This window comes from Sphingomonas ginsenosidimutans, assembly GCF_002374835.1.
GTDB classification, from domain to species: domain Bacteria; phylum Pseudomonadota; class Alphaproteobacteria; order Sphingomonadales; family Sphingomonadaceae; genus Sphingomonas; species Sphingomonas ginsenosidimutans.
Map to the genome: position 1 here is coordinate 206,979 of NZ_NWVD01000001.1, position 23,974 is coordinate 230,952.

General features: G+C 70.0%; 25 protein-coding genes, 1 other RNA gene and 1 riboswitch. Of the genes, 17 read left to right on the forward strand and 9 right to left on the reverse strand.

Translation table 11 applies throughout. From position 1 onward, the window contains the following. The first annotated feature begins 39 nt into the window (after nucleotides 1-39). Nucleotides 40-2,562: a TonB-dependent receptor gene (locus COA17_RS00860; RefSeq protein WP_096609563.1), complete on the forward strand. Its 2,523-nt coding sequence runs from the start codon at nucleotides 40-42 to the stop codon at nucleotides 2,560-2,562. Nucleotides 2,563-2,565: 3 nt separating this feature from the next. On the opposite strand, the gene ligA is transcribed toward COA17_RS00860, so the two are convergent. Both ligA and COA17_RS00870 read right to left on the reverse strand, forming a co-directional pair. Then, nucleotides 2,566-4,698 (reverse strand): NAD-dependent DNA ligase LigA, encoded by a 2,133-nt coding sequence (gene ligA / locus COA17_RS00865; RefSeq protein ID WP_096609565.1) that lies wholly within the window; start codon nucleotides 4,696-4,698, stop codon nucleotides 2,566-2,568. 88 nt (nucleotides 4,699-4,786) lie between these two features. Continuing rightward, complete coding sequence (locus COA17_RS00870) at nucleotides 4,787-5,218, reverse strand: RrF2 family transcriptional regulator (protein ID WP_066485696.1); 432 nt, start codon at nucleotides 5,216-5,218, stop codon at nucleotides 4,787-4,789. Between the two features lie 45 nt (nucleotides 5,219-5,263). On the opposite strand from COA17_RS00870, the gene ssrA reads away from it, so the two are divergent. Continuing rightward, nucleotides 5,264-5,633: a transfer-messenger RNA gene (gene ssrA, locus COA17_RS00875) on the forward strand. 65 nt (nucleotides 5,634-5,698) lie between these two features. Here ssrA and COA17_RS00880 read toward each other — a convergent pair. The 4 genes from COA17_RS00880 to COA17_RS00895 form a co-directional block, all read right to left on the reverse strand. Beyond that, nucleotides 5,699-6,589 carry a bestrophin family protein gene (locus COA17_RS00880; protein WP_096609567.1) on the reverse strand — a complete coding sequence of 297 codons (891 nt, stop codon included), beginning with the start codon at nucleotides 6,587-6,589 and terminating at the stop codon, nucleotides 5,699-5,701. After that, nucleotides 6,586-6,816, reverse strand: coding sequence for a hypothetical protein (locus COA17_RS00885; RefSeq protein WP_096609569.1), 231 nt, complete (start codon nucleotides 6,814-6,816; stop codon nucleotides 6,586-6,588). The genes COA17_RS00880 and COA17_RS00885 overlap by 4 nt, the downstream gene beginning before the upstream one ends. Nucleotides 6,817-7,025: 209 nt before the next feature. Continuing rightward, nucleotides 7,026-7,814, reverse strand: a complete 789-nt coding sequence (locus tag COA17_RS00890; RefSeq protein WP_066485689.1) for an SDR family oxidoreductase — start codon at nucleotides 7,812-7,814, stop codon at nucleotides 7,026-7,028. Between the two features lie 107 nt (nucleotides 7,815-7,921). Then, nucleotides 7,922-9,073 (reverse strand): acyl-CoA dehydrogenase family protein, encoded by a 1,152-nt coding sequence (locus tag COA17_RS00895; protein WP_066485688.1) that lies wholly within the window; start codon nucleotides 9,071-9,073, stop codon nucleotides 7,922-7,924. A gap of 143 nt (nucleotides 9,074-9,216) precedes the next feature. Between COA17_RS00895 and COA17_RS00900 the strand changes: the two genes are divergently transcribed. From COA17_RS00900 to COA17_RS00910, 3 genes are all read left to right on the forward strand, one after another. After that, the gene (locus COA17_RS00900) at nucleotides 9,217-10,044 is read left to right on the forward strand and encodes an SDR family NAD(P)-dependent oxidoreductase (RefSeq protein WP_096609571.1); all 828 of its coding nucleotides are present in this window, start codon (nucleotides 9,217-9,219) and stop codon (nucleotides 10,042-10,044) included. Continuing rightward, nucleotides 10,041-11,522 (forward strand): MFS transporter, encoded by a 1,482-nt coding sequence (locus COA17_RS00905; RefSeq protein WP_176484748.1) that lies wholly within the window; start codon nucleotides 10,041-10,043, stop codon nucleotides 11,520-11,522. Before COA17_RS00900 ends, COA17_RS00905 begins: the two co-directional genes overlap by 4 nt. Before the next feature lie 183 nt (nucleotides 11,523-11,705). Next, nucleotides 11,706-12,242, forward strand: coding sequence for a CHAP domain-containing protein (locus COA17_RS00910; RefSeq protein WP_096610675.1), 537 nt, complete (start codon nucleotides 11,706-11,708; stop codon nucleotides 12,240-12,242). 19 nt (nucleotides 12,243-12,261) lie between these two features. Here COA17_RS00910 and msrB read toward each other — a convergent pair whose 3' ends face one another. Next, a complete protein-coding gene (gene msrB, locus COA17_RS00915) occupies nucleotides 12,262-12,756 on the reverse strand; it encodes a peptide-methionine (R)-S-oxide reductase MsrB (protein WP_096609573.1) in 495 nt (164 codons plus the stop codon). Between the two features lie 91 nt (nucleotides 12,757-12,847). Here msrB and COA17_RS00920 point away from each other — a divergent pair, with 91 nt between their 5' ends. The 11 genes from COA17_RS00920 (at nucleotide 12,848) to COA17_RS00970 (ending at nucleotide 20,869) form a co-directional block, all read left to right on the forward strand. Then, nucleotides 12,848-13,126, forward strand: coding sequence for a hypothetical protein (locus tag COA17_RS00920; protein WP_066485681.1), 279 nt, complete (start codon nucleotides 12,848-12,850; stop codon nucleotides 13,124-13,126). Nucleotides 13,127-13,158: 32 nt separating this feature from the next. Continuing rightward, on the forward strand, nucleotides 13,159-14,421 hold the full coding sequence (locus tag COA17_RS00925; protein ID WP_096609575.1) for a glutamate-5-semialdehyde dehydrogenase: 1,263 nt from the start codon (nucleotides 13,159-13,161) through the stop codon (nucleotides 14,419-14,421). 22 nt (nucleotides 14,422-14,443) lie between these two features. Continuing rightward, on the forward strand, nucleotides 14,444-15,064 hold the full coding sequence (locus tag COA17_RS00930) for a nicotinate-nucleotide adenylyltransferase (protein WP_096609577.1): 621 nt from the start codon (nucleotides 14,444-14,446) through the stop codon (nucleotides 15,062-15,064). Nucleotides 15,065-15,073: 9 nt separating this feature from the next. Further along, a complete protein-coding gene (rsfS, locus tag COA17_RS00935) occupies nucleotides 15,074-15,469 on the forward strand; it encodes a ribosome silencing factor (protein WP_096609579.1) in 396 nt (131 codons plus the stop codon). Between the two features lie 39 nt (nucleotides 15,470-15,508). Continuing rightward, on the forward strand, nucleotides 15,509-15,934 hold the full coding sequence (locus tag COA17_RS00940; RefSeq protein WP_066713282.1) for a 23S rRNA (pseudouridine(1915)-N(3))-methyltransferase RlmH: 426 nt from the start codon (nucleotides 15,509-15,511) through the stop codon (nucleotides 15,932-15,934). Continuing rightward, complete coding sequence (locus COA17_RS00945; protein WP_096609581.1) at nucleotides 15,934-17,049, forward strand: murein hydrolase activator EnvC family protein; 1,116 nt, start codon at nucleotides 15,934-15,936, stop codon at nucleotides 17,047-17,049. Before COA17_RS00940 ends, COA17_RS00945 begins: the two co-directional genes overlap by 1 nt. A gap of 99 nt (nucleotides 17,050-17,148) precedes the next feature. Beyond that, nucleotides 17,149-18,534, forward strand: coding sequence for a S41 family peptidase (locus tag COA17_RS00950; protein WP_096609583.1), 1,386 nt, complete (start codon nucleotides 17,149-17,151; stop codon nucleotides 18,532-18,534). Continuing rightward, the gene (locus COA17_RS00955; protein ID WP_176484749.1) at nucleotides 18,531-19,028 is read left to right on the forward strand and encodes a disulfide bond formation protein B; all 498 of its coding nucleotides are present in this window, start codon (nucleotides 18,531-18,533) and stop codon (nucleotides 19,026-19,028) included. The genes COA17_RS00950 and COA17_RS00955 overlap by 4 nt, the downstream gene beginning before the upstream one ends. Then, complete coding sequence (locus tag COA17_RS00960) at nucleotides 19,025-19,558, forward strand: demethoxyubiquinone hydroxylase family protein (RefSeq protein WP_066485222.1); 534 nt, start codon at nucleotides 19,025-19,027, stop codon at nucleotides 19,556-19,558. The genes COA17_RS00955 and COA17_RS00960 overlap by 4 nt, the downstream gene beginning before the upstream one ends. 4 nt (nucleotides 19,559-19,562) lie before the next feature. After that, a complete protein-coding gene (locus COA17_RS00965) occupies nucleotides 19,563-20,012 on the forward strand; it encodes a hypothetical protein (RefSeq protein ID WP_096609585.1) in 450 nt (149 codons plus the stop codon). Nucleotides 20,013-20,057: 45 nt separating this feature from the next. Then, nucleotides 20,058-20,144, forward strand: a riboswitch (ZMP/ZTP riboswitch). 26 nt (nucleotides 20,145-20,170) lie between these two features. Beyond that, the gene (locus tag COA17_RS00970; protein WP_096609587.1) at nucleotides 20,171-20,869 is read left to right on the forward strand and encodes a DJ-1/PfpI family protein; all 699 of its coding nucleotides are present in this window, start codon (nucleotides 20,171-20,173) and stop codon (nucleotides 20,867-20,869) included. A gap of 34 nt (nucleotides 20,870-20,903) precedes the next feature. Here the strand turns inward: COA17_RS00970 and COA17_RS00975 are convergent, their stop codons facing one another. Next, nucleotides 20,904-21,536 (reverse strand): DedA family protein, encoded by a 633-nt coding sequence (locus COA17_RS00975; protein WP_070321546.1) that lies wholly within the window; start codon nucleotides 21,534-21,536, stop codon nucleotides 20,904-20,906. A gap of 80 nt (nucleotides 21,537-21,616) precedes the next feature. On the opposite strand from COA17_RS00975, the gene COA17_RS00980 reads away from it, so the two are divergent. Continuing rightward, nucleotides 21,617-22,411, forward strand: a complete 795-nt coding sequence (locus COA17_RS00980) for an aldo/keto reductase (protein ID WP_096609589.1) — start codon at nucleotides 21,617-21,619, stop codon at nucleotides 22,409-22,411. A 120-nt stretch (nucleotides 22,412-22,531) separates the two neighbouring features. Here COA17_RS00980 and COA17_RS00985 read toward each other — a convergent pair whose 3' ends face one another. Continuing rightward, entirely contained in the window at nucleotides 22,532-23,944 is a 1,413-nt protein-coding gene (locus tag COA17_RS00985) for a UdgX family uracil-DNA binding protein (RefSeq protein WP_096609591.1), read from the reverse strand. Nucleotides 23,945-23,974: the final 30 nt, after the last annotated feature.

Sequence of the window (23,974 nt, forward strand, 5' to 3'; positions counted from 1 at the left end):
GATCTGTCCCAACGCGGCGCAACGAAAGGACACGGGGCCATGGTGCGATCGGGCGGGGCGGCGTTGGCGGTGGCGGTCGCGGGTGCCGTGCCGGCGGCGGCGGCTCAGGATGCCCCCGCGGCGGCGGACGCGCGCGGCGAGGTCGTCGTCGTCGGCAAACGGCTGCGCGGATCGGCGATCGGCGAGGTCGCGCCGGTCGCTGCACTCGACGCGCAGGCGCTGCGCGCGCTGGGTGCGAGCAACATGAAGGAACTGGCCGACCGGCTGAAGCCTCTGGCACAATCGGTGACGGGGGAAGACCCCGCCTATCTGCTCAACGGGCGGCGTATCTCAGGCTTTGCGGAGGTGCAGAACCTGCCGCCCGAGGCGATCGAGCGGACCGAGATATTGTCCGAACAGGATGCGCCGCGCTTCGGCTTCTCGCCGACAGTACGGGTGATGAACGTCATCACGAAGAAGCATTTCCGCGCGCTGTCGACGGTGCAGGTCAGCGGCACGACTACGGCGGGCGGCGGGGCGACCAGCTATAGCGAGGCCACGGCGACGCGGATCGACGATGCGCGGCGCGCGTCGCTGACCCTGTCCTATTTCCACTTCACCCCGGTGCTGCAATCGCAGCGCGATATCGAGGCCGATCCGGACACGCCGTTTTCGCTGGCCGGGACGGTGGCGCGCGCCGACGGGGGCAGCATGGATCCGCGGCTGGACGCGCTGGCGGGGCGTACAGTGACGCGCGCGGCGGTGCCCGCCGACCCGGCGCTGCGCGGCTCGCCGGCCGCCTATCGCGCGGTGGCGGGATCGGCGGACATCAACCCCTATCGCACGCTCCAGTCGCGGGTCGACACGCTGCGCATCGACGGGACGATCGGCGCGCCATTGAGCCGTACCGTCGATGCCTCGCTCAACATCAATGCGGAGGGGCAGCGGCAGGGCGCGTTGACAGGGCTTGCGCCGGTGACGCTGGCGGTGCCGGCGGGCAACGGTGCGCTGCCGTTCGGCGACGACCTGCTGCTGTCGCGCTTTCTGCCTGGCGATCCGCTGCGGCAGCGCACGACCAGCCTGACGCTGCACGCGGGCGCGACGGTGCAGGGTGGCTGGGACGACTGGGCGTGGAACGTCACCGGCAACTACGACCGCGCGCGGCAGGCGGTGCGATCGGATCAGGCGCTGGCCCCCGGTGAGTGGCAGTCGGCCGTGACCGCCGGCGCCGATCCGTTCGCCGCGCCGCCCGCCGGCGCCGCGACGCGCATCGCGGTCGCCAGCCGCACCGTGACGACCACGTTCGGCGGCAAGGCGGTGGCGAGCGGTCCGGTGCTGCGCCTGCCCGCCGGGCGGGTGCAGATGACGCTGGCGGCGGGCTATGCCCGATCGGCAAGCGCTCCGACGGGTGGGCAGGGGCCGGCGGCGGCGCTGACGCGCACCAGCAGCGATGCCAGCGTCACCGCGATCGTCCCGATCGCCTCGGCAGAGCGCGGCGCGCTGGCCTTCGTGGGTAAATTGTCGGCGAACGGCACGATCGGGATGGCGGACGTATCGGATTACGGACGGCTTACCAGCAGCAGCTACGGCCTTGCCTGGGCGCCGGCACGCCCGGTTCAGGTCACGCTGTCGGTCAGCGATGCCGCGACCGCACCCGCGATCGTGCTGCTGACCGCGCCGTTGGTGACAACCCCCAACGTGCCGGTGTTCGATTTCCTGACCGGGCAAAGCGTGCTGGCGACGACGACGATCGGCGGCAATCCGGCGCTGGCCGCGGAACGGCGGCGGGTGACCACCGTCGGCGTGACGGTGTCCCCGATCAAGGCGCGTGAATGGCGCATCGGCCTGTCCTATGTCGACACCCGTATCCGCAACCAGGCGTTCGCGCCCAACGATGCCAGCGTTGCGTTGCAACGCGCGTTCCCCGCGTTGTTCGGGCGCGACGGCGCGGGGACGCTGACGACGCTGGACCTGCGGTCGCTGAACCTGGCGCGCGAGCGGGAGCGCAAGCTGTTGCTGACCACCGACCTGTCGACGCCGCTGGGGCGCAAGCCGCCCGAGCCGGCGAAGCGTGCCGAGGGGGACACCACCACCCCGCCGCCGCCGCCGAAACCGCGCCCGACGTTGTTCGTGAACGGCACGGTGACGTACCGGCTGGACGACCGGGTGACGCCGCGCGACGGGCAGGCGCCGCTGGACCTGCTGGCGGGTGACACGCTGGACGGGACCGGCGGGCGACCGCGCTGGCAGCTGGACGGGACGGTCGGCGGCGCGATCGGGCCGGTGACCCCCGGCGTCTACGCGCGGATCCAGGGACCGACGCGCGCGCGCAGCACGATCGCGGCATCGGACCTTTCCTATTCCGGGCGGACGTGGCTGACCGCCTACGTCACGCTCGACGCGGGCGCGCTGGTGGCGCGTCCGTGGGCGAAGCGACTGTCGGTGGCGCTCGTCGCCGAAAACCTGCTCAACAGCCGCATCGCGGTGCGCGACCGCACCGGGGCGACTCCCTATCGCTACCAGCCGGGGTTGATCGACCCGCTGGGACAGCAGGTGCGGATCATGGCACGCAAATTGTTCTGAGGGTCAGCCCGCGGCGGCGACGATCGCGTGCCAGCCGGCTTCGTCGACGACGCGGATGCCGAGGTCAGCGGCCTTCTTCGCCTTCGATCCCGCGCCGGGGCCGGCGACGACCAGATCGGTCTTCTTCGACACCGATCCGGCGACATGCGCGCCCAGCGCCTCGGCCTGCGCCTTCGCCTCGTCGCGGCTGAGCGTTTCCAGCGTGCCGGTGAAGACGACGGTCTTGCCCGACACGTCCGATGCGCGCGTCTCGACGGCAAAGGGCGGGGGTGTCACCTGCGTCAGCAGATCGTCCCACACCGCGCGATTGTGCGGTTCGTGGAAGAAATCGGCGAGTGCATGGCCGACCGCGGCGCCGACATTCTCGACCCCGATCCGCTCGGCCAGCGCCTTGTCGAGGCGGGTGCGGTGGCGCGCCCCGGTCTCGCCCAGCACCGCCGGGGTGTCCGCACGCAGCGCGATCAGCTCGTCGGCCAGCGCGGCGATCGCGGGAAGCGTGACGTAGCGTTTCATCAGGTCGCGCGCGGTGACGATGCCGATGTGGCGGATGCCCAGCCCGAACAGCAGCCGCGCGGCATCGGGCTCGCGCCGCGCGTCGATCGCCGCGAGGAGCGCGTCGACCGATTTCGCCTGCCACCCCTCGCGCCCCACCAGTTCGTCGCGATGCGCGGCGAGGCGGAAGATATCGGCCGGCTCCGCGATCCAGCCAAGATCGAGGAATTCAGTCAGCGTCTTTTCGCCCAGCCCGTCGATGTCGAGCGCGCCGCGGCTGACGAAATGCTTGAGCCGCTCCAGCCGCTGCGCCGGACAGATCAGCCCGCCGGTGCAGCGCACGTCGACCTCGCCTTCTTCCGCCACCGCCTCGCTGCCGCAGATCGGGCAGTGATCGGGGAAGGCGAAGGCGGGACGATCGGCGTCGCCGCGCGGCAGCACCTCGACGATCTGCGGGATGACGTCGCCGGCGCGTTGCAGGACGACACGGTCGCCAACGCGCGCATCGAGCCGCGCGATCTCGTCGCGGTTGTGGAGCGTGGCATTAGTGACGACGACGCCGCCGACGGTGACGGGGGTGAGCCGCGCGACCGGCGTCAGCTTGCCGGTGCGGCCGACCTGGATATCGATCGCCTCCAGCGTGGTCTGCGCGCGTTCGGCAGGGAATTTGTGCGCGATCGCCCAGCGCGGCGCGCGCCCGATGCTGCCCAGCCGCGCCTGCCAGTCGAGCCGGTCGACCTTGTAGACGACGCCGTCGATATCGAACGGCAGGTCGGCGCGCGCCGCCTCGATCGCGCGATAGACCGCGAGGGCCGCAGCAGCGTCGGCGCAATGCGCGAAGGCGTCGGCGATCGGGAAGCCCCAGTCGCGCAAGGCCGCGACGACCGCGGCTTGCGTGTCGCCCGGCACCGCGCTCGCCTCGCCCCAGCCATGCGCCAGGAAGCGCAGCGGGCGGGCGCGGGTAACCGCGGCGTCCTTCTGCCGCAGCGATCCGGCGGCGGCGTTGCGCGGGTTGGCGAACTGGCGCGCCTCCTTGCCGGTCTCCTCCGCTTCCGCCGCGAGGCGGGCGTTGAGCGCGGCGAAGGCAGCCTTTTCCATATAGACCTCGCCGCGCACCTCGAACACGTCGGGCGCGCCGTCGGGCAGGGTGGCGGGAATGTCATGGATGGTGCGGACGTTGGGGGTCACATCCTCCCCCACCGCGCCGTCGCCGCGGGTCAGCGCGCGGACCAGCCGGCGATCCTCGTAGCGCACCGAACAGGACAGGCCGTCGATCTTGGGCTCGGCGGTCAGCGCGACCGGCTCGTCCGCCGGCAGTTTCAGGAAGCGGCGGACGCGCGCGACGAATTCCTCGACCTCCGCATCCGAAAAGGCGTTGTCGAGGCTCATCATCGGGCGCGCGTGCGCGATCTTGGCAAGGTGTGCGGCGGGCGCGGCGCCGACCTGCCGGCTGGGCGAATCGGCGCGGACCAGATGCGGGAAGGCCGCCTCCAGCGCATTGTTGCGGCGAACCAGCGCGTCGTAATCAGCGTCGCTGATCTCGGGCGCGTCATCGGTGTGATAGGCGCGATTGTGGTGCGCGATCTCGGCGGCGAGGCGTTCCAGCTCGGCGGCGGCGTCGTGATCGGTGGCGGGCAGCGTCATGCCGCGTGGGGTAGGCGATCCGCAAGCGGGGGGGAAGATGGGGCGGGCGCCTTCGGGCGCTGCATGGCTGCGGCGGCCCGCGCCCGCCTTACGCCGCGACCAGATCCTCCGCCGTGGCATCCGCCAGGCTGGTACCGTCCAGGATGCGTGCGGTTTCGTCGCGCACGCGCATCATCGCATGGCGGATCGCGCAATCCGCCTCGCTCTTGCAATCCTTGCACGGGCGATAGGCGGTGCGGCTGACGCATGGGACCAGCGCCAGCGGCCCTTCGATGATGCGGATGATCTCCCCCAGCGAGATCAGGTGCGCGGGGCGCGACAGGCAATAGCCGCCCATCTTGCCGCGGTGGCTGTGCAGCAGCCCGGCATCGCGCAGATCGGCGAGGATCAGCTCAAGGAACTTGCGCGGTACGTTCGCTTCCGCGGCGATGCGGGTCATCGGAATCGGGGGTGAGTCGGCGGGCGCGGTGGCCAGGAACAGCATCGAACGAAGGGCGTAACGCGACCGCTGGGTAAGCATACCCCATTATATACAGGGATATTGTGGCGGACAAATGGCCATCGCGGCCTTTGCGTTCGCGGACGTGGCCCCTATATGAGGTCGTGCCGGGTTCCACCCGGCTATGGCGATAAACCATGGCGTAGAATAGATGCAGCGGACCCGGGGGCAGTACCCGGCGGCTCCACCATCTGCGCCGCGCGAGCGGTGCGTGCGAACGCATCGTCCGGGCGGCCCAGCTGACGGGGCCGAACCAGGATCGACGTGTATTGAAAGGCGCCGTCTTCGCTCGGAATGGGACCACCGCAACGGCCCATTACACAAGTGCCAACGATAACGAAGCACTCGCGATTGCGGCGTAACTGATGGCCTAACGGCCTGACGTTACACCAAAATAGCGCGGTTGGACCCCACCGGGCAACAGAAGGGGATTCCAGCGGTACGGGAGGCACCGGGCAACAGAAGCCTCCCACTCGTCCGTTTGACCCAGCCCCGCCACGTTCACCACAGCACATGACCGTCGGGTTGCAGTGGCGGCGGGGCTTCGTAGCCGGCGGATTGCAGCAGATCGATCTCGATCGTGCGGCACATCGCGGTCAGTGGCACGTCGTGGACGGTGTTGGCGAACGGATCGACCAGGTCGTCGGCGACCTGCAACCCGGCAAGGAACATGAACCCCGCCAGCGACGAGCCGATCGGGGTCGCCCATTCCAGCGTGTCGACCAGCGCGATCGGCAGCAACAGGCACAGTAATTTGGTGAAGAACACCGGGAAGCTGCGATATTGCGCGGGCAGCGGCGTGTTCTTCAGCCGCTCCATCCCGCCCTGTGCATTGGCGATGTCGACCATCACGCGCTCGATCTGCGCCTGCTGGATCGTGTCGATCAACCCTTCGCGACGGATATCGGCGATCATCCGCGCGCTGCCGTCGAGCAGCGCGTTGGCCGGGTTGCTGCGCGCCATCGCCTCCGCCGCGGCATCCTCGCCCAGCAGGCGGACGATGTCCGGCGCGGGATCCTGGCGGCGCAACTGGCCGCGCAGCGCGTGGACATAGGCGATCTGGCGCCGGACGAGCAGCCGCTTCATCGTCGCGGCGGCGGCATGATCGTCGGGGACGAACGCCATGATCGCACGCGACAGGCTGCGCGAGGCGTTGATCATCGCCCCCCACAGCGTGCGCGCCTCCCACCACCGCTGATAGGCCGAATTGGTGCGGAACCCCAGGAACAGCCCCAGCACCGTCCCGAACAACGTCACCGGCAGCGCCGGCGCGGAAAAGGGCAGCGCATAATAGAACAGGGTGACCGCCGAATCCCAGACGAACAGCACCGCCAGCGTGCGCCAGGCGGGATAGAGCGTATGGCGGATCCGCGGCGCACGGCCGACGATCATGCGGCCGCGTCGTCCAGGTCCAGCCGGTCGCCCAGCATCTTGCGCACGCCCAGCAGGATGACGATCCCGGCGCCCTTCCAGAAATCGGCCGCCAGACCCGGCGTCAGTTCCTGCTGGATCCGCACGAAGCCGATGACGACCAGCACGGCCAGCGCGATGATCGGCAGGGCTTCCACATCGCGCCAGGTGATCGGTTCGTCGTGCGTGTCGGCGAGATAGTGAAGCATCGCTGCGCTCCCGATAGTGGCGGAAGCGCAGGATGTGCGGGGGCGGCGGTTAACCGGTCAACCGCGTGCCGTGGCGCAGCAACATTATATTGTCTTGCAGCGAAGCAGCGTTGCCCGCGCCTTTCCGATGTTGCCGAAACCTTGCTGCGTCGCACCAAACCGGTGCGCGAAGCGGCCGAATCGCGGGCGATCGGCCGCCGCGGCCGGGATCAGGCGTCAATGCTGGTGCCCAGGCTGGCGTTGACGATACCGCCGTCGACCGCGATCGTCTCCCCGATCACATAGTCGCCCGCGCGGCTGGCGAGGTAGATGGCAGTGCCGGCCATGTCCTCGTCCGCGCCGATCCGCCGGGCCGGGATCGCCTTGGCCACCGCATCGCCATGGTCGCGCGCGGCGCGGTTCATCTCGCTGGCGAAGGCGCCGGGGGCGATCGAGGTGACGTTGATCCCGTCCCTCACCAGCCGCGCCGCCAGCCGCTTCGTCAGGTAGATCAGCGCCGACTTGGATGCGTGATAGCTGTACGTTTCCCACGGGTTGAGCCGCAGCCCGTCGATCGAGGTGATGTTGATGACCTTCGCGGGCGCGCCGCCGGCCGCCCCCGCCTTGAGCAGGCCGTGCAGCGCCTGGGTGAGGAAGAACGGCGACTTGACGTTGAGGTCCATCACCTTGTCCCAGCCGCTTTCGGGAAATTCCTCGAACGGCACGCCCCACGCCGCGCCGGCATTGTTGACCAGGATGTCGAGCCGTTCCTCGCGCTCGGCCAATGCCGCGGCGAGCGCGCGGCAGCCATCGACGGTCGATACGTCCATCGGCAGCGGGATGCAGTTCGGCCCCAGCTCCGCGGCGGTATCCTCGCACGCAGGCGCCTTGCGGCTGGAGATATAGACCTTCGCCCCCTGCGCGATAAAGCCGGCGGCGATCATCTTGCCGATGCCGCGGCTGCCCCCGGTGACCAGCGCGATGCGGCCGTCGAGGCGGAACAGGTTGGTGGTGTCCATGTGATCTCTCCTGAAAGACGTCACCCCAGCGACGGCTGGGGTCTCGTGCCGCGCAGGACCGCCCCTGACGCTCGAGAGCCCAGCCTTCGCTGGGGCGACGGAAGTGGTCAGCCGCCGCGCTTCATCGTTTCGCGCGCGATGATGAGCTGCTGGATCTGGCTGGTGCCTTCGTAGATGCGGAACAGCCGCACGTCGCGGTACAGCCGTTCGATCCCGTAATCGGCGATATAGCCGGCGCCGCCGAAGATCTGTACCGCGCGGTCGGCGACGCGGCCGACCATCTCGCTGGCGAAATATTTGGCGGCGGCGGATTCGAGCACGACGTCCTGGCCGTCATCCTTGGCGCGCGCGGTCTGGAGCACCAGCGCCCTGGCGGCCAGCGCCTCGGTCTTCGAATCGGCGATCATCGCCTGGATCAGCTGATGCTCGGCGATCGGCTTGCCGAACTGGCGGCGCTCCGCGGCATAGGCGACGCTGTCCGAGATCAGCCGCTCGGCGACGCCGATGCACACCGCCGCGATGTGCAGCCGCCCGCGATCGAGCACGCGCATCGCGATCTTGAACCCTTCGCCCTCCGCGCCCAGCCGGTTGGCGGCGGGGACGCGCACGTCGTCGAAATGAACGTCGGCGACCTTCGCGCCCTTCTGCCCCATCTTGCGTTCGGGTTCGCCCACCGACACGCCGGGCAGGTCGCGGGGCACGAGGAAGGCCGACACGCCGCGCCCGCCCGCTTCCTCCCCGGTGCGCGCCATCACGGTGAACAGGTCGGCGCGATCGGCATTGGTGATGTACCGCTTGCCGCCCGACAGGCGATAGACGTCGCCGTCGCCGTCGCGGACCGCGCGGGTGCGCACCGCGCCCGAATCGCTGCCCGCCTCCGGCTCGGTCAGCGCGAAGCTGGTGATGACCTCCCCGCTGGCGATGCGCGGCAGCCACTGCGCCTTCTGTTCGGGGGTGCCGGCCATCACCAGCCCCTGGCTGCCGATGCCGACATTGGTGCCGAAATTGGAGCGGAACGCCGGGGTGGTGCGCCCCATCTCGATCGCGACCAGCGCCTCTTCGGCCATGGTCAGCCCCAGCCCGCCATATTCCGGCGCGATCGACAGGCCGAACAGCCCCATGTCGCGCATGTCCTGCACCACCGCCTCGGGAATCGCGTCGTCGGCTTCCACCTGCGCTTCCAGCGGGCGCAATCGTTCGGTGACGAAACGGCGCACCGTGTCGATGAGCGCGTCGAAGGTTTCGGGATCGAGTGCCATGGCGCGCATCCTAGCCATATTTGGCCGTACGAGGCAAACCCGATATTCGAACCGTGGCGTGTTGACGGGAGCATAGCCCATACTATGATGCCGAAACACCGGACCCGGCAGCATGGCCGGGCCGGCGTTCGCAGGAGAGTGGGATGCGGCTTCAGGGCAGGCGCGCGGTGGTGACGGGTGGTGCATCGGGCATCGGGCGCGCCACCGCGCTGCGGTTGGTGGACGAAGGCGCCGAGGTGTGGATCGGCGATATCGACCGCGACGCGGGCGCGGAGATCGCCGCCACGTCGAACGGGCGGATCCATTTCCAGCATACCGACGTCACCGACGAAGCGGCGATCGCGGCGCTGCTGAGCGCCGCCGATGCGGCGGGCGGGCTGGATATATTGTTCAACAATGCCGGGGCAGGCGGCGCGCGCGAGCGGATCGACGAGATCGCCGCCGACGACTGGGACCGGACGCAATCCTTGTTGCTGCGATCGGTCGCACTGGGCATCCGCCATGCCGCGCCGCTGATGGCGAAGCGCGGCGGTGGGGCGATCGTCAACACCTCCAGCGTGTCGGCACTGGGCAGCGGCTATGCCCCGATCGCCTATTCCACCGCCAAGGCCGGGGTGCTGCACCTGACCAAACTGGCGGCGGCGGAGCTGGCGCGGCACCGCATCCGCGTCAATGCGGTCGTCCCCGGTTTCATCACCACCAACATCTTCACCCGCCACCTCGACGTGGGGGAGGACAAGCGGCAGATGGCCAACCAGGCGATCGCCGGGATCGCCGCCAAGGCGCAGCCGGTGCAGCGTGCCGGCCGGCCGGAGGATATCGCCGCCGCGGTCGCCTATCTGGCGAGCGACGATGCGGCATTCGTCACCGGCACGCACATCCTGATCGATGGCGGCATGACGATCGGCACGCGCGCCAGCTGGGACGAAAGCGAGCCGTCGCTGTTCACCGCGCTGGAAGCCTTTCGATGACCGATCGCGGCGCGCGTCTGGCGGGGAGCGCGCCGCAGGTCCGGCGGCTGTCGCCGGGGACGATGGCCGGCTATGGCATCGGCGCGACCGCTTACGGGGTGAAGGACGCCGGGTTCGGCACGTTCCTGCTGCTGTTCTACAATCAGGTGGTCGGCGTGCCGGCGGCGACGGTCGGTTTCGTCGTGATGTGTGCGCTCATCATCGACGCCTTCGTCGATCCGACCGTCGGTTTCCTGTCGGACCGCACGCGTGGGCGCTGGGGGCGGCGGCATCCGTGGATGTACGGAGCGGCATTGCCGATCATGATCGGCTGGCTGCTGTTGTGGAACCCGCCGGCGGCACCGCAGCAGCTGGTGCTGGGCTGGCTGTTCGCGGTCGCGGTGCTCGTGCGGTCGGCGGTCAGCGCCTATGAAGTGCCCAGTCAGGCGCTCGCGGCCGAATTGTCCGGCGATTATGACGAGCGGACGCGGATCATGGCGTACCGCTATCTGTTCGGCTGGGCGGGCGGGCTGCTGATGCTGGTGTCGGCCTATCTCTATTTCCTCAGCCCGACACCCGGCTATCCCAACGGCCTGCTCAACCCGGCCGGCTATCGCAGCTTCGCGATCGCGGGGGCGGTGGTGATGGGGACGACGATCCTGGTCTCGGCGATCAGCACGCACCGCGAAATCCCCAACCTGCCGCAGCAGCCCGCCGACGACCGGTCGCTGCGCGACAGTTTCCGCGACATCGGCGCGACGCTGAGGAACCGCGCGTTCGTGACGCTGATGCTGGCGGGGATCTGCGCCTATACCGCGCAGGGGCTGGTCTATGCCCTGTCCAACTATCTCTACAGCTTCGTGTGGGGGCTGCGCGGCATGAAGTTCGTGCTGCTCAGCCTGTCGCTGTTCGCGGGGGTGGCGTGCGCGTTCGTGGTGGCGCCGCGGATCGGCGCGAAACTGTCCAAGCCGCGCGCGGCGGCGGTGGCGGCGGTGACGAGCGTGGTGTTCGGCACCGCGCCCTATTGGCTGCGGCTGGCTGGGCTGTTCCCCGCGGTGGGCGATCCGGCGCTGCTGCCGGTGCTGTTCACGCTGGTGGCGATGGGCACCGCGTTCAGCGTCACCGCCTATATCCTGGGCGCATCGATGCTGGCCGATGTGGTGGAGGATGCCGAGCTGCGTACCGGGCGCCGGTCAGAAGGAATGTTCTTCGCGGGCGGCTTCTTCGTCCAGAAATGCACCAGCGGGATCGGCATCTTCGTGTGCGGGCTGATCCTGGCGGCGGCGGGCTTTCCCGAAAAGGCGGTGCCGGGGCAGGTGCCGGTCACGGTGCTCGACCGGCTGACCCTGATCTATGCCAGCTGCTACGTCGTGTTCGCGGTGCTGGCGTCGTTCTTCTATTCTCAGTTCCCGTTCGGACGGCGCGAGCATGAGCTGCGAATGGCGCGGCTGGCGGGCGCGCCGGTGGTCGATTCGGCCCCGCGCGAGCCGTTCGCCTAAGACCAAGGTCGCAGTTACCGGCAGCGCCGCTGTCGCGCTTTTGCGGCGCCGCAGCGGTTCGTCGCCGGTCATGCTCCGTTCATCCGAATTGGTTCCGCGACCGTTTGCGGGCGAAAAAATCCCCGGCTAGCGACACTGCATCAGTTCGTTGAGACCGGGGGGTCGCCCGTGAAGTTCAAGGTGATGGCAGCGCGTTTTGCGCTGGTGATGTCGTGCGTCCTGGGGACCACCGCGCCGGCGCAGGCCAAGTATCTGCAGTGCGCGCCCTTCGCCCGTGACGTGTCCGGAATCGAGATCCGCGGCAATGCCAATACCTGGTGGGGCCAGGCCGCCGGCCGCTACCAGCGCGGCGACCGCCCGCAGGTGGGCGCGGTGATGGCGTTCAAGGCCGTTCGTTCGATGCCGGTCGGGCATGTCGCGATGGTCAGCCGCATCGTCAGCGAGCGCGAGGTCCTGCTGACCCACGCCAACTGGTCGCGCCGCGGTGGGATCGAGCGCGACGTGCGCGCGGTCGACGTGTCGGAAGCCGGCGACTGGAGCAAGGTGCGCGTGTGGTACGCGCCGACCGGCGGGCTGGGCACCACCAGCTATCCGGTGGCGGGCTTCATCTATTCGGGCCGTGCGCCGGCCACCCCGACCGTCGAGGCGCCGCTGCCGCCGGTGACGATCGCCACCGTTGCGGCCGTGCCCGCCGACGGCGTGCTGCCGATCGCGCGCTGAGCGACCGGTCGCTCCTGCGTCAGGCCGGACGGAAGGTCATCGCCACGCCGTTCATGCAATAACGCTTGCCGGTCGGGCGCGGGCCGTCATCGAAGACGTGCCCCAGGTGCCCGCCGCAGCGCCGGCAGTGGACCTCCACCCGCACCATCCCCAATGTCCGGTCGCTGCGCGTCGCCACCGCATTGGCCATCGGCGCCCAGAAGCTGGGCCAGCCGGTGCCGCTATCGAACTTCGTGCGCGACGAGAACAGCGGCTGGGCGCAGCCCTTGCACGCAAAGGTGCCGGCGCGATGTTCGTCGTTGAGCGGGCTGGAGAAGGGGCGCTCGGTGCTTTCCTGGCGGAGCACCGCGAAGGCGGCGGGGCCAAGCTGCGCGCGCCATTGCGCATCGGTCTTCGTCACCGGGAAATGTTCGGCGGCCTCCGCGGGTCGACTGCCGCAGGCGACCAGCGCGGAGGCGAGCGTGCCGAGACCGGCGGCGGCGAGGAAGTGGCGGCGATCGAGCGGCTGGTTCATCGCCGCGATATAGGAACGCGCGGCGCGTCGTCCAGCCGGCGGAACGGGCGGCCATGACAGGGGTTGGTGATCCGCATCAGTGGAGTAACCCATGTCGTTCCAGCAACTTGACCCGCCGCTTCCGGTCCATGTGATCGACAAGGGCGCGGGCTACGCCTTCGCGGTGATCGATTACGGGCAGGAACACAATCTGATCTGGGTCACCGCGATCAACGATACGGGCGAAATCTGGTGCGCACCCAATCCGCGCGTGCGGTTGCAGGCGAACTGGACGATGGGGCGCGCACGCCCGTCGGCGGTCGCGACGGCGGCGCCGGGGGACTGCGCCGCACCGGTGCTGCGCGCGGAGCCGCTAGACAAGCCGAATTGAGGTTCGGCCGGGCGGCGTGTTAGGGGCGGCGGATGTTGGACAGTCAGACCCCCACCGCCCTGATCGCCGCGATGGCGGTGCACGCGCGCGCCGCGTCCCGGTTGCTGGCCCGCGTGCCGGATGTTGACAAGGCGCGCGCGCTGGCGATGGCGGCCGACGCGATCCGTGCCGCCGCAGCCGATATCATCGCGGCCAATGCGGCCGACGTCGCGCGCGGCGAGGCGAACGGCCTGTCGGGCGCGATGCTCGACCGGTTGCGGCTGGACGAGGCGCGAATCGCCGCGATGGCCGATGGCATCGCCGCGGTGGCGGCGCTGGACGATCCGGTCGGGCAGGTGATCGACACGGTGACGCGCCCCAACGGCCTGGCGCTGTCGCGTGTGCGCGTCCCGATCGGGGTGATCGGCATCATCTACGAAAGCCGGCCGAACGTGACCGCCGACGCCGCTGCGCTGTGCGTGCGGTCGGGCAATGCGGTGATCCTGCGTGGCGGATCGGAAGCGGTGGAGAGCAACCGCGCGATCCATGCCGCGTTGGTGGCGGGGATCGCCGCTGCCGGGCTGCCCGCCGATGCGGTGCAGCTGGTGACGACGACCGATCGCGCCGCGGTGGGCGCGATGCTGGCGGCGGAGGGGGCGATCGACCTCATCATCCCGCGCGGCGGCAAGAGCCTGGTCGCGCGCGTCCAGGCGGAGGCACGGGTGCCGGTGCTGGCGCATCTGGACGGGATCAACCATGTGTTCGTGCATGCCTCCGCCGATGCGGCGATGGCGCGCGACGTCGTGGTCAACGCCAAGATGCGGCGCACCGGCGTATGCGGCGCGCTGGAGACGCTGCTGATCGATCGCGGCTATCCCGATCCCGCCGCGCTGGTCGCTGCGCTGAAGGATGCCGGGTGCGTGGTGCGCGGCGATCCGGCCGAGGCGGCGTTCGGCGATCTGGTGGAGCCGGCGAGTGAGGCGGACTGGGACACCGAATATCTCGACGCGATCTGCTCGGTCGCGCTGGTCGACGGCGTCGAGGGCGCGCTGGCGCATATCGCGCGGCACGCATCGGGGCATACCGACGCGATCGTCGCCGCCGACGCGGACGTCGCGGAGCGGTTCCTGGCGGAGGTCGATTCGGCGATCGTGCTGTGGAACGCCTCCACCCAGTTCGCCGACGGCGGCGAATTCGGGCTCGGGGCGGAAATCGGCATCGCCACCGGGCGGCTCCACGCGCGCGGGCCGGTCGCGCTGGAGGGGTTGACGACGTACAAGTGGCTGGGCCGCGGGACCGGGCAGGTCCGGCCTTGATGGCAATTGCGGCGGGCGCGCGGTGACGCGCCGTATCGGGCTGATGGGCGGATCGTTCAACCCGGCGCATCGCGGGCATCGTCATATCGCGCTGGCGACGATCCGCGCGCTGGCGCTGGACGAGCTGTGGTGGATGGTGTCACCGGGCAATCCGCTGAAGCCCGCGCGCGGCATGGCGCCGTTCGCCGCGCGGCTGGCGTCGGCGCGCGCGATGGCACGCCGCGCCCCGATCCGCGCCACCGATATCGAAGCGCGGCTGGGCACCCGCTATACCGCCGACACGCTGCGCGCGATCGTGCGGCGCTACCCGCAGCACCGCTTCGTATGGGTGATGGGGGCGGACAATCTGGCGCAGTTCGACCGGTGGCAGCGGTGGCGCGACATCGCGCGAACGATGCCGATTGCGGTCGTCGCGCGTCCGGGGTATGATGGCGATGCCCTCGCGGCCCCCGCGATGGGATGGCTGCGGCGCTTTCGGCGGCCCGCACGCCAGGCGAGGAATTGGCCCGAGTGGAGTGTACCAGCACTGGTGCTGCTGCGTTTCCGCCCCGACCCGACATCCGCGACTCAGCTTCGCGACGTCGATCCCGACTGGCATTTGCGTCACGTCGAACCCATGTCCCCCGCCACAACGGCAATCTGAGGAGCCATCTTGCCCGCCACCGAACACGCCGAACGACCCGCTGCCGACACCGGCGATGGAGTCGAGGCGCTGCACCAGCTGGTCCTGCGGTCGCTGGACGACGATCAGGCGGTCGACACCATCTCGATCCCGCTGGCCGGCAAGTCGTCGATAGCGGACCATATGGTGATCGCCAGCGGCCGGTCGACGCGGCAGGTCGCGTCGATGGCTTCCAAGCTGGCCGAGCGCATCAAGGGCGAGACCGGCCGCTCCGCGCGGATCGAGGGGCTGCCCAACGCCGACTGGGTGCTGATCGACGCGGGCGACGTGATCGTCCACCTGTTCCGCCCCGAGGTGCGCAGCTTCTACAATCTGGAGCGGATGTGGTCGTTCGGAGATGCGCCCGCGGCGACCGGCACCGCCTGACGATGACATATCGCACGGCGGCGCGCTGAGGGCGTCGCCATGTTGCTGCATATCGTCGCGCGCGGACGGATCGGGCGATCGCCCGAGGCCGAACTGGTCGACCGCTATATGAAGCGGATCGCCTGGCCGACGCGCGTCAGCGAATTGCCCGATCGCGGCGGGCGCGAGCCGGACCGCCCGCCCGCGCAGGGCCGCCGCATCCTGCTGGACGAAAAGGGCGAGGTGCTGGCGTCGATGGCGCTGGCCGAGCGGATCGGCCGCTGGCGCGACGACGGCGTGCGCGAGGCGCGCTTCCTGATCGGCGCGGCGGACGGCTTTTCCGATGCGGAGCGCGGCGAGGCAGACCTGCTGCTGTCGTTCGGGCGCGCCACTTGGCCTCACCTGCTGGCGCGCGCGATGCTGGCGGAACAATTGTTCCGCGCGACCAGCATCCTGGCCAACCATCCGTACCATCGCGAGGGGTGATGCGCGCGCGACGGGTGATCGTGCCGGCGGCGGCGATGCTGGCGATCGTGGCGGCGGGTGCGGCAACCGCTTATTCCGCCGCCGACCTGCGCGGCGCGAAGGCGGCGGTGGTGGCGGCGCAGCGGCGTGCCGCGGTACTGGATGCGCGCGCCGACCGCACCGCCGATCCGGCGGAACGCGCGCGGCTCCAGACGCAGGCGGTGGCCGCGCGCGTCGACGCCGCGGAGGCGGAGGTGACCGCGGGGCGGGTGCGCCGCGGGTTGATCGACACGCTGTTGACGGCGCGGCGCGCGGCGCTGGCGGAGCAGCAGGGGCCCGTGGCGCAGCTTCTCGCGACGCTGACGTCGCTGGCGCGGCGCCCGGCGGTGGCGACGCTGACCCAGCCGGGCAGCATCGACGATCTGGTGCATGTGCAGGCGGTGCTGTCGAGAACGCTGCCCGCGGTCGAGGCGCGCACCGCCGCGCTGCGCGGCGAACTGGCGCAGGCGCGGGCGTTGCGGGCGAGCGCCGGCGTCGCCGCGCGCGAGCTGGAAGCCGGGCGTGCGGGGCTGATGGAGGCGCGCGCGCAGCTGGCGATGCTGACCGATCGCGACGAGGGCGACGACGCGCGCGCGCTGGCGCTGGGGGAGGCGGCGCGCGACGCGGTCGACCGGCTGGCGGCGGTGGGCGGCGGACAGGCGGTGCTGGGCGAGCTGATCGCGCTGCCCGGCCCGCCGGTGGCGCGCGCGGCGCCCGGCGCGGCGGCCAGCCCGGCGGCCTATCGCCTGCCGGTCGACGGGCGGCTGGTCACCGGGCTGGGCGAGCTTTCGGACAATGGCGTCAAGGCGCGCGGACTGACCTTCGCGGTCGCGCCCGGCGCGGCGGTGATCGCGCCGGCGGGCGGGCGAATCGTCTTCGCGCGGCCGTTCCGCAGTTATGGCGGGGTGGTCATCATCGACCATGGCGATGGCTGGACGACGTTGCTGACGGGGCTCGGCGCACTGGCGGTGCGGCGCGGGCAGGCGGTGGCGCCCGGTGCGGCGATCGGGCGCGCGGCCGTCAACGACGGCGCACACGTGACCGTCGAGCTGCGGCGGCAGGGCGTGCCGATGGATATCGCGCAGCTGGTGGGCTGACGCTCAGCCGCGGTTCAGGCGCTTAGCTGCTATGACAGCGCGTGTCTTTCCGCTACATCCCGCGGTCCCATCCCTTCGTCGCAGGATCGACCCGTTCGCATGAAGTCCAAGCTGCTCCAGGCCGCCGCGCTGGTCACGGGAATCGCCATGATCCCCGTCGCCACGGGAGCGATGGCCGCGGCCGATACCGCCACCTATCGCGAGATGGACAAGTTCCTGGACGTCTATAACCGCGTGAAGGCGGATTACGTCGACAAGGTTACCGACGAACAGCTCATCAAGGGCGCGATCGACGGGATGCTGGCGGCGCTGGACCCGCATTCCAGCTATGTCGACGGGTCCGATTACGACAATCTGCGCATCCAGACCCAGGGCAGCTACGGCGGGCTGGGGCTGACCGTGTCGATGGAGGATGGCGCGGTGAAGGTCGTCGCGCCGCAGGAGGATACGCCGGCGGGGCGCGCCGGGATCAAGTCCGGCGACTATATCACCCATATCAACGGCAAGCTGATCTACGGCGGCACGCTGGACGAAGCGACGGCCCAGATGCGGGGCAAGCCGGGCAGCAAGGTGACGCTGACGCTGGTGCGCCCGGGCCGCGACAAGCCGATCGTGGTCACGCTGACCCGCGAGGTGATCGTCCAGCGCCCGGTCAAATGGGAAGTGAAGGGCGACGTCGGCTATATCAACATCAACACCTTCTCCGAACAGACCGGCGCGGACACGCGCGCGGCGATCATGGCGATCGACAAGTCGCTGGGGCATCGCCCGCTGGGCTATGTCGTCGACCTGCGCGACAATGGCGGCGGGCTGCTGGACCAGGCGATCGCGGTGGCGGATTCCTTCCTGGAACGCGGCGAGATCGTGTCGCAGCGCGAGCGCGAGGCGGCGAACACGCAGCGTTACTACGCCAAGCCGGGCGACGATGCGCATGGCCTGCCGGTGATCGTGCTGACCGATGCGGGCACCGCGTCCGCCAGCGAGATCGTGGCGGGCGCGTTGCAGGACCACCATCGCGCGCTGGTGATGGGCGAGCGGACGTTCGGCAAGGGATCGGTGCAGACGTTGCTGCAACTGGGGCCGCGCACCGCGCTGCGGCTGACGACGGCGCGTTACTATACTCCGTCGGGGCGTAGCGTGCAGGAGGGCGGGATCGAGCCGGACATCCGCGTGCCGCAGCTGTCCGACCCCGATTACAAGAGCCGCCCGGTGTTCCGCGAGGCCGACCTGCGCCGCCATCTGATCAACGAGATCAAGGCCCCCGACAATGCGGTGCTGGAAGAGGACGTGAAGAACGATCCGCGCTTCGACGCGACGCCGGAGGCGCTGGAGAAGCAGGGGATCAAGGACTTCCAGCTGTGGTATGCGCTCAAGACGATCGCGCGGCTGGGCGGTCCGACGCAGGTCGCCGCGGTAACCCAGTCGATGGCGGCCAAGGCCGCGGCCGACAAGGCGGCGGCTGACAAAGCGGGCGGGACGAAATGACCGGCGCGATGCGCGCGATCGGGTTGCGCAACGCCCGGCTGCTCGCGCTGGTGATCCCGGCGGCGCTGCTGGGCGGGGCATGGGCGTTCCAGTTGCTGGGCGGGCTGTACCCGTGCGAAATGTGCCACTGGCAACGCTGGCCGCATTATGGCGCGCTGGTGCTGGCGGTGCTGGCGTTCGTCACCGGCGGCACACGGGTGAAGGCGACGCTGGTGGCCGGGGCGGCGGCGCTGATCGCGGTTTCCGGGTTAATCGGCGTCTTCCACGCCGGGGTCGAATATCACTGGTGGCAGGGCATCACCGCCTGCACGCAGACGATATCGACGACCGGTCTGTCGACCGACCAGGCGCTGCGCGACCTTCTGGCCGCGCCGATCGTTCGTTGCGATGCGGCGCAGTGGGCGTTGTTCGGCGTGTCGCTGGCGGGGTGGAATGCGATCCTCTCGCTGATCGGTGCGGCGATGATCGCGACGCAGCTGTGGAGGCGTGGATGACGTGGAAGCCCGGAGATCGCCCCGCCGCGACCGATGCGATGATCCGCGTCGATCAGGCCGGTGAATATGGCGCGACCCGCATCTATGCCGGGCAGCTGGCGATCATGGGGCAGCGGTCGCCGATGGCGCGCAAGATTTCCGCGATGGCGCTTCAGGAGGAACGCCACCGCGCGTTCTTCGACCGGATGATCGCCGAGCGCGGCGTGCGCCCGACGATCCTGCAACCCTTCTGGGACGTTGCCGGCTTCGCATTGGGCGCGGTGACCGCCGCGATCGGGCCGGAAGCGGCGATGGCCTGCACCGCGGCGGTCGAGACCGAGATCGACAAACATTATGCCGAGCAGCTGGTCGCGCTGGGCGACAGCGATCCGGTGCTGTCCGAGGCGATCGCCGAATTCCAGGCCGAGGAGCTGGAGCATCGCGACACCGCGCTGGCCAGCGGCGCGGAGGATGCGCCCGCCTATCCGTTGATGTCCGCCGCGATCCGGCTGGGATGCCGTATCGCCATCGCCACCGCCAAGAGGATCTGACCCGATGCGCCGTCCGGCCGTTTTCCTGCTTTTCGCGCTGCTGCCCACGGCCGCGCTGGCCCAGAGCGGGCCGCCGTCCCCCGGCACCCCGCGCATCGCCAAGTCCACCGCGGCCGATGGCGTGTCGCGCGGGGCGCCGGTCAACGGCGTGCTGACGCTGTACGGCAACGAACGCTGCCCGACCAACGCCAATGGCGACGAAATCGTGGTGTGCGTACGCCGCCCGGCGGAGGAACAGTTCCGCATCCCCAAGGAATTGCGCAATTTCGAGGTGACGCCGGAAAACCAGAGCTGGGCCGCGAAGGAAGCCGCGAACCAGACCGTTGGCAATGTCGGCGTCGGCACCTGCTCCACCGTCGGCGCGGCGAGCGCCACGGGGTGCGTCGTGCAGAATGCCACCCGCTGGAAGCGCGAGCGCCGCGCTGCGGCCAAGGCGGAGAATGACGTTCCCTGATCGGGCGGCGCGCTAGCCTTCGGGTCGGAACGCCGTTACCGTGGCGGTCGGCCGCGCGACTGGCGCTTCAGCGGGTCACCGCAGGGGAACGCGGCCAAGGATGATGATCCGCCGCGCGCCTGGGCACCCCGTTCGATCGACGAGAGGAGCCTGCCGTCATGACCGCCGAACCGCTGCGCATCGCCTTCCTGTTGTTTCCCGATGTGACCCAGCTGGACCTGACCGGACCGGTGCAGGTACTTTCGCGGCTGGGCAATGCGCGGCTCGATCTGGTTGCGGCGACGCTGGAGCCGGTGCCGACCGACGCGGGCTTTTCGATCGTGCCGACCGCGACCTTTGCCGACGTGCCCGCCGCCGACATATTGTGCGTGCCCGGCGGGTTCGGCACGCATCGCGCGATCGCCGACGATGCGACGATCGACTGGGTCGCGCGGGTGGGGGCGGACGCGCGCTGGGTCACCAGCGTGTGCACGGGATCGCTGGTGCTCGGCGCGGCGGGGCTGCTGCGCGGGTACAAGGCGGGATGCCATTGGGCGCAGCGGCACATGCTGCCGCTGTTCGGTGCCGAGCCGGTGGCCGAGCGGGTGGTGATCGATCGCAACCGCCTGACCGGAGGGGGCGTCACCGCGGGCATTGACTTCGCGTTGCGGCTGACCGCGCTGATTCGCGGGGAAGCGCATGCGCGCATGGTGCAGCTGGCACTGGAATATGACCCGATACCGCCGTTCGACGCCGGATCGCCCGAGCGCGCGGGTGTGGCGGTGGTGGAGGCCTATGAGCGGCGCGTCGCGCAGCTGGCGCCGGGGCGCGACGACCAGCTACGCGCGCTGGCGGCGCGGCGGGGGTTCGCCGGTTAAGGGAAGGGGATACGGGGCGCGGCCGACCGCCGGGTCAGCCGTGCTTCTTCAACCCGCGCACGCGATGCCAGATGTAGAAGGCGATCGCGGCGACCAGCACCACGCCGATCGCGGCATCGGCGCGGTGGAAGAACGCCTTCAGCCGCGGGTCGCTGTTCCACTTGTCGCCCAGCACCATGCCGATCCACGCCAGCAGCAGGCAGAACGGCCAGCTGCCGACGAAGGTATAGACGTGGAACGGGATCAGCTTCATCCGTGCTACCCCGGCGGGAAAGGCGATGAAGGTGCGCACCACCGGCAGCATCCGCCCGATCAGGATCGCCCACGATCCCCAGCGGTTGAAGAACCGGTCGGCCAGGTCCAGCTCCCCCGGGCCGATCAGGACGTAGCGGCCGAACTTCTCCGCCATCGGTCGCCCGCCGCGCCGCCCGATCTCATAGGCGACGATCGAGCCGAGGTTGCAGCCCAGCGCGCCCGCGGTCGCCGCCAGATACAGGTTCATCTGCCCCGTGGAGACGAGATAGCCGGCGAACGGCATGATGATTTCGGACGGCAGCGGGATGCACGCGCTTTCGATCGCCATCAGCAGCGCGACGCCCCAATAGCCGCCGGCGGAGATCACGGAGATGGCGAAGCCGGCAAGCGCGGCCAGGATCTTTTCGACCATGCGCGCCGCTTGCGTCAGCGCGCGGCGAAAGGGAAGCACGAAGTGCGGAACCGCGGCGGCGCAGCAACGGTTCGTTGCGAATGACCGACCTGACGCTCAACGATGGCCGCACCATGCCCCGACTGGGGCTGGGCACGTATCAGATCCCCGATTCGCAGGTTGCGCCGGTGGTGCGCGCCGGCCTGGACCTGGGGTTCCGGCTGGTCGACACCGCCGCGCTGTATCACAACGAGCGCGGCGTCGGCGAAGGGCTGGCGCGGGACGACGTGTGGGTCACCACCAAATTGTGGCACGACCGGCACGGCGATGCCGCGGGTGCGCTGGACGAAAGCCTCGCGCTGCTCGGGCGCGACCATGTCGACCTGTACCTGATCCACTGGCCCCACCCCGCCGGAGGACAGTTCGTCGCGGCGTGGAAGACGCTGGTGGCGCTGCGCGATGCGGGGAAAGCGCGGTCGATCGGCGTGTCGAACTTCCTGCCCGAGCATCTCGACGCGATCATTGCCGCGACCGGTGTGACCCCCGCGGTCAACCAGATCGAGCTTCACCCGACGTTCCAGCAGCGCGACGTGCAGGCGTATAACGCCGACCACGGCATCGTGACGCAAAGCTGGAGCCCACTGGGTCAGGGGGCGACGCTGAAGGATGAGCGGATCGTGCGGATCGCCGAGCGGATCGGCGCGACCCCGGCGCAGGCCATCATCGCCTGGCACCTGGCCAAGGGGCTGTCGGTGATCCCCAAGGCAGCGGACCTTACGCATCTGGAAAGCAACTGGCGCGCGCAGGAGGTGACGCTGTCGGCCGACGACGTTGCAGCGATCGACGCGATGGACGATTCGGAAGGGCGCATGGGGCCGGACCCGCGGGAATTGTGAGGGATAGGTCGATCGACCCCCAGCCAATGCCGTCATCCGGGCGAAGATTGGGATCTCTTCGAGATTCGCGAATCGCTTGCCAGGCTTGAGGCCCCCCTTTCGCTGGGGTGACGGCTTTGTTCAAACGTGCGCGATCGCCGCCTGAGCGCCCTTCAAATCCTCCACGAACTTCGCATATTCCGCCTCCTTCGCCGCGGGGTCGGGCAGGCGCAGCAGGTAGCTGGGGTGGACGGTGATCCACGCCGCGCCGCCGTCGGGCAGGGTCTGCACCCGCCCACGCTCCCGCCCGATCGTCATCGCGCGGCCGAACAGGCTGCGCGCGGCGGTGGCGCCCAGCGCGATCGTCATCCGCGGGCGCAGCAGCAGGCGTTCCTGTTCGATCCACCAGCGACAGGCGTCGATCTCGCCCGCATCGGGCTTGGCATGGATGCGGCGACGGCCGCGCGGCTCGAACTTGAAATGCTTGACCGCGTTGGTGACATAGGCGGCGGCGCGTTCGATCCCGGCGTCGGCGATCGCGCGGTCGAACACCTGCCCCGCCGGGCCGACGAACGGGCGCCCGGCCAGATCCTCCTGATCGCCCGGCTGTTCGCCGACGAACATCAGCGGCGCATCCAGCGGCCCCTCGCCGAACACGGTCTGCGTCGCGGGGCGATACAGCGGGCAGCGGGTGCAGCCCGCCGCCTCGTCGCGCAGCGCCGCCCACGCCGCGGCGACATTGCCGCCCGCCGCGACCCGATCGGTGTCGACGCGATCCTGGGCGGTGGCGATCATCCCGCTCTCCCGCGCCTGAGCCGTCGCCAGCAACTGCGGCACCAACGCGGTTTCGGGCATGTTCTTCCAGTACTTGCGCGGCATCTCCTTCAGCATCGCGCCGACCTTGACGCGCGCTGGGTTGAAGATGCTGGCGTAATAGGTCGTCCACACCTCCTCGACCGGGTCGCCGTCGGGCGCATCGGTGCGCGCCGCGCCCGGCCCCTGCGTCAGTGCGGCGCCGTTCCAGTGTAGCGATATCTCCGGGGTCAGGATCGACCAGCGCATCGATGCGAAGCGGTTGACGAAGAAGGCGGCATTGGCGCGCACGATGTGATGGCCCGGCTCGAACCACGCGACATAGCGGGTCGCGCCGTCCGGTTCCTCCACCGAGCGGAAGCGCAAGAAGGCGCGCATCTTGTGGATGTCGCGGCGTACCGCCTTGGCCAATTCTTCCAGCCGGCGGACCAGCGGGTCGGCGTGATCGTCGGTCAGCCGCGGCGCATCGCGCAGCCGCCACAACAAAGTGTAGAGCAACGCGAACCGCTGCGGATCGCGGTGGAGCGCCGCGTCGTCGGCCAGCGACAGGAACGCGCGCGGCACGCGAAATCCGGTCGAGGAAGCGGGCGGGGCCGTGGGGGCTTCGGCGAACAGATCGGCGGGCGCATCACCCATTTGCCACACCACGCGATCGGGCGCGACATGGTCAGCGATCAGCGCACGCGCGGCGCTGCGCCAGGCGTCGATGTCGTCGGGGGCGGAAAGGGTGACGGTACGCATGGCGGTGGGGTGGCCGGTCCCGGACGGGCA